General features: G+C 60.6%; 4 protein-coding genes. All 4 read right to left on the reverse strand.

The genetic code is table 11. From position 1 onward, the window contains the following. Positions 1–1,595: hypothetical protein (locus H5U38_12385; GenBank protein ID MBC7187822.1), on the reverse strand; the 1,595-nt coding region annotated here is incomplete at its 3' end. Positions 1,596–1,601: 6 nt separating this feature from the next. Beyond that, positions 1,602–2,459, reverse strand: coding sequence for an isochorismatase family protein (locus H5U38_12390; protein ID MBC7187823.1), 858 nt, complete (start codon positions 2,457–2,459; stop codon positions 1,602–1,604). A 289-nt stretch (positions 2,460–2,748) separates the two neighbouring features. Beyond that, the gene (locus H5U38_12395) at positions 2,749–3,759 is read right to left on the reverse strand and encodes a PorV/PorQ family protein (protein MBC7187824.1); all 1,011 of its coding nucleotides are present in this window, start codon (positions 3,757–3,759) and stop codon (positions 2,749–2,751) included. A 44-nt stretch (positions 3,760–3,803) separates the two neighbouring features. Beyond that, positions 3,804–5,464 (reverse strand): hypothetical protein (locus H5U38_12400; GenBank protein MBC7187825.1); only part of this gene is annotated, 1,661 nt, incomplete at its 5' end.

Raw genomic sequence — 5,464 nt, forward strand, 5'->3', positions numbered from 1 at the left:
AATAGTTCCGGCTGCTTCACATAGGCGATGACGCGGTCCTGCTCGTAGCCGAGTACCTCGTCAATCACCCTCGTCCGGCTGTAGTCGAATTCGGGGAGGGTGATAAAGTCCACCTTCTGGGTGCGCACCTCGCGATAGGAACCCGCATTGTGCAGAAAGTCCAGCACCGACTGGCCCGGAACGGCATCGCGAATGCTGTAGCGGTACTGCCCCTGTCTTTGCCCCATGAAGATTTTCTCCTGCCGGACGCAGACGCGATTATGGAAATAGTCCTGCCGGTAGGCACCAAAAGGTCCACTGGGCATATAGTCGCGGTACCCGCCGTCGTGCAGAAGCAGAGACCCGCCGGCCATGAGCAGCACGATGCTGTTCTCGTCCGCGTGGCCATGGGTCATTTTCTCTTCCTCCACCGGGATGGTATCGCGCAGGTAGTCCCGGAACAACAGACCAGCGTCTCCCTCGTCCTTGTAGTTGAGCAGAAGATAGGTCGAAGTTGAGTGCCAGCCGTTGCGCATCACAATCTTCTTGCCCACCGCGTCTTCCATGACTTCGCAACTCCGGACAGAAGGGACCTGCAACCCGAGCTTGTCGGTCCCAAACCGGTAGCAATCGAGCAGGAGATAGGCGAGCCCCGTGTCGGGCAGGTTCTTCCAGTCAAGAAAGCGCCCGGCGATAGTCGCTGCGGCCCACTTCAGCTCAGGCGAATTGTAAGCACGCGCAGCCGCCTCAAAGAACACCAGGAATCTGCTCCAGTTCGACCGCCAGTGGGAATCGCCAAAGTCGGGAATCATCCCATCCGGGCTCATCAGGTGGAGGAAATACTGGGCATAGTAATACATTTCAGGCAATTGAAACAGCTCGTCCAGCGCGTTCTTCGCGTCGGCATAGCTCAACAATGAATAGAGCCAGACGGCATTGTAAAGGCTGGCGTCTTCTATCTCCCAGTTCCCCCAGTTGTCGGCACGAAGAGCCTCTTCCAAGACCTTCCAGTATTGCACCTTCGGGTGATTGGGCACCGCACGAATGGCCCATGCCAGCGTTTCGCCACGGAGGATCCCGCGGTTCATCGCCCCCCACTCTTGCGTGCGGAAGAGGTACTCGATGCTCTCGCCAATCAGGGCTTCGATTTTGTCCTGCTCCGCTCGAGTCAAGTAGCCCTTGCGCTTCAAAGAGTCGTAGGCACGCACGTACCGCATGGTGGTGAAAAAGTCGGGGAGCGCGGGCACGCCGTCTTCATAGTCGGTGCGCTTGCGTGCTGCCGAGTCGGGATAGAACGCCCGATAGTCGCCGTAGGTGAGCAAGACCTTCTTGGCGCGCTCGGCATAGGCTTTTCGCCCGGTGGCCTCGTAGAGATAGCCGTAGATGGCAGCCATTTCCAGAAAGCGCGGAGGCGGGCGGTAGCCAAACACGTTGTCAGGATCGATGGTCTTCTTCCAGTATGCTTCCAACGAATCATAGTCCTGCCAGGTCCAATCGGCGGATGCCCTGGCGAAGTCAAGGTAGCGTTGCATTGGCACCGCCTCCTGCGCCTGCGCAGCCGTCCCGACCACCAAGAGAACAAGAAACACGACAAGCAGCCTTACCGTACGCATCATGGCCTCCTATCCCTCTTTGCCCGCCTCGCGCGGCGCAACTCGATTGCACGCAGCGATGAAATCGGCAGCGCTGTGCACGTAGCCGAACATGAGGCTCGTGCGCCACAGAGCCTCCTGCTTGTGCAGTTCATCCTGCACGCTCTCTTTGTTCTCCACCGCCGTTACTGCCTCCTTGATGCAAGAACAGCGGTAGCCCAGGCGTGACATATCCACCATCCCGCCTGGCGAAAACCACAGGCACCAGTCTATGGCAAAGCCCACGTAGATGAGCTGCCATATGCCAAGCTCGCGCAGAACCGCGTTCAGTTGGTGCGTAGTCAATGCGACATACTCATCATCATGAGGTTTCGCCACCTCCGGGAAGTCCAGGCGTTCACCATACCACTTCGCCGCCTCTGGGAAACGCGGGCCGAACAGGAGCCTGCTCTTGTCCGAATCCGGGTACGGTTCTTCCTGCGGCCCTCTGGCGGTAGGTAAGCCCGTTGGCTCCGGGCCGGCCAGCGCCACTGTCCGGTGGTAGCCTGGATACCTGCGTGCGTAGCTTTCGTCCGAGGCTACGTGGATTACGCGCACGCCTGCTGCGCGCGCAGCCGCGAGCAGGGGCGGAATCACCTCGCGGGTGATGGGAACGGAACGGGCGGCCCACTCGAGCATTTCCATGACTGGCCCAGCTGGGCCCTGCGGCGCGAAGGGGAGCTCTGGGTCAAAACCCACGTTCCAGATGTGCATGGCGACCAGCGCAGTCTCGGCCACGGGCACAACGATTGGGACAGTTTCGCCCCAACCAAGGAACCCCCGCGCACCGAGCTTTCCCTGCGAAAAGTCAACCGGGTAGTGGCGGTAGTACTCCCCCTTCAACTCCAAGAGCGGTCCGGAAGGCCGTCGGGTAGTCCTCGACTTCGTCCCTGACCTCGGCCGAGCGAGCGCGTTTGCTCTCATTCCCATCAGCAACGCGGCGGCCCAGCCCATCCTGCTCAGAAAAGCGCGTCGATTCATGGCACCCCGCAGAAAACCGGCGAGGCAGACGTGGCCGCGGGCTGCCTCGCCGGTCGTTCACGTCGCGCATACGAAAAACTCCCAGAGTTGCCTCTGGGAGTTTTTCGCTAAAGCAACACTTGCCTACACACAGCCGCTTGCGCTGTGGACCGCTCCGTTAGAACTGGAATCTCAGGCTGAACCTGTGCGTGTTGTCGAACGTGGTGAACTGGGTGAATGCATAGTCCAGCCACAGGTTCATGCCGGAGATGGGGAGCGCCAGGCCGGCCCCGAAAGATGCGCCTTCGTCGGTCTGTTTGAGCCGCGTCAGCTCATCCTGGAAGCCGGAGTAGTTGAATTTGTACCCGGCGCGCAGCGCCAGCTTGTCGTAGAGCGTCCACTCGCCGCCCACGAAGTACAGCTGCGGGCAGTCTTTCGGCTTGGTGAGGTCCACGAATGCCTTCAGCGCGGTGTTCTCCTCCTTCGCCACGCTCATGGAAGCACCGATGGCGAAGTACAACGGCAGCGAAGCGCCGATGGCGTAGAACTTCAGGTCGCTGCCGACGTTGTTGATGCGCGCGCCAAAGGTCAGATCGCGAAAGCCCGTCTCGTACACGGCGCCAAAGTCGAACGCCCAGGCGTTGGCCGCCACGTTATCGATGCTTTCGCGGATGTACTTGCCCGAAAGACCCATGCGGAAGCGGTCGGTGAACTGCTTGCTGTAGCCCAAGGTGACCGCCAGGTCGTAGTAGTTGTACGTGTCGTAGCGGCCAAGCCCTGGCTCTTCGGGCACCGGCTCGGTGTAGCCCGGGGGAGCCAGGTCGCGGTCTGCAGCAAGGTCCGACATGCCCATGTAGATGACGCCCAGGCCAAAGCTGCCCAGGTCGCCAAAGCCATGGGTCACGGCCAGCGCAGTGTGGTCGATGTCAATCAGCCACTTGTTGTAATTGAGCCCAACAAGCGTCTTCCCGGCATCGGTCTGGATACCCGCCGGGTTCCAGAAAATCTGGTTGGGGTCGCCGTAGATGGTGGTCGCCGCAGAACCCAAAGCCACCATCCGTGCGCCCACACCGATCTTCAGAAACGCGGCGCCGTCGATGCCCGGTTTCCTCAACTGCCCGGCGGCCGCCACAGAGGCCACCAGGAGCAGGAACACCAGAACGAGGCCTACGGTTCTTGACACCTTCATATCTGTATCTCCTTCGGTTAGGGATTGTCAGGTCGCGACCACTGCTACCGGATGATGGCAAAGGTGCCGTGCTGCTGCCCACCTTTGTACTTGACCACCCAGATGTACAGGCCGCTTGCCACCTCGTTCCCATTCTGGGAGTACATGTCCCAGAAGTAGGTACCGTTGGTAGCGACCGGCGCCACGTAGTCGACCTCCTGCACGAGCATGCCAGCAAGGTCGTAAATCTGGATGGTGCAGCGCGAGGGCAGGTTGTAGAACATCACCTGGTGCTTGCCGCTGGCATCGTGGAATGCCACCCGCTTGTACGGGTTCGGCCGCACGCCAATCTTCGCCCTGCCCATCTCGATATCAGCCACAGTGGCCGTCGGAGACACAAGCACAAAGACAGCGCCGAGTTTCTTCAACCCCTCGATGTTGCTCGCCTGGGGGTAGTCGGAGGTCTTCCATGCCCACGGCCAGGTGTTCTCCCAGTAGCCACTCCGACCGTTGATGTTGACCTTGCCGCTCTCCAACCAGCTCACGTTATCCAGTCCCTGGTAGGCCGGCGGCACCGTGGCAGCTGCGCCTTCCTTGTAACTGGACACATAGTACCAGTAGCTCTGGCCAGGAGCGGTGTAGGTATCATCCTCCCACGCGTAGGGGTAGGTGGCAGCGTCGGTGTCGGTGTTCTTGTAGTTGGCGAACTCCGCCTTCGGTACCACCTTCACCAGCGAATAGGGGCCCCAATAGTCGCCCTGTTGCGGCTTGAGATACTCGGTGTTGGTCATCAAGGGGTTGATCTCATCCTTGCCAGGGTCAACTGCCGGGTCCATGGTCTTCCACCACGTGCCGTGCGTGGGGTAGAGCTTCTCGGTGGAGTTGTAGCGCGGCCAGGCGACGCACTTGTAGATCTTGATGCCGTCGCAGTCGCCCAACTTGCTCGGATCCTGCCACTTGATGAGCGGTCTGACGTTCTTGGAGCCGCTCACTTTGATCTCCGGCACCGGCGGACCAGAGGGCACGTCGTAAGAGCCGTCCGGCTTGATCGAGTTGAACACCGCGCGCGCCATCTTCACCGTCTTGCGCAGGCCAAGAATCCGGAAGCCCGAACCACGGTAGAAGTAGAGCCTGATCCTCTCGCCCACTTCCATGGAGAAGGGGCCGATGGCGCAGATCGGGTCGCCATCGAACTGGTACTGGCTAATCAAGCCTTCCGTGATAATGTTGGGCTCCATGGCCTGGCCGCGCGGCGGGGCGTCGATGGGGTTGATCCCCAACGGGGCACCAGTAACCGGGTCATAGACCGTGACCGGGGTCGCCTTTTCGCGCGCGCCATCCGGATAGGTCCACTGTGACGGGTCTTTCACGACGAACGTCGTTGGGTCACCAGCAGTGCCACCGGAGAAGATGGCCGGGTTGGGATTGAGGTCGAACTTGGCGCCATCGCCGCTCTTGCCACCATCCACGAAGAAGCAGCCCATGCTGGCGATGTGACCTTTCTTGGGAGTGCCGTCGAAGACACCGCCCCAACCAGGCTGGTTGGTGTGGAACCAGCCGCGCTGTACGCCCTCACCCACGGCAGGGACAATCTGGTTGCCGCTGGCGTCCTTGAATGCGAGGAACTTCTCCTCCCACTGCAAGGTGTTGGGGTTCCACTTCTTGGCGCCAAGCCAGCCGTAGCCGTTGTAGGCATCGAAGTACTCGCCAAAATCCGTCACGGCCG

Source organism: Calditrichota bacterium (assembly GCA_014359355.1).
In the GTDB taxonomy this organism is placed as follows: domain Bacteria; phylum Zhuqueibacterota; class Zhuqueibacteria; order JANLFK01; family Oleimicrobiaceae; genus Oleimicrobium.

Bases quoted from the DNA above. Each gene is read 5' to 3' on its own strand.
- H5U38_12395 (MBC7187824.1), bottom strand. From the start codon at position 3,759: ATGAAGGTGTCAAGAACCGTAGGCCTCGTTCTGGTGTTCCTGCTCCTG.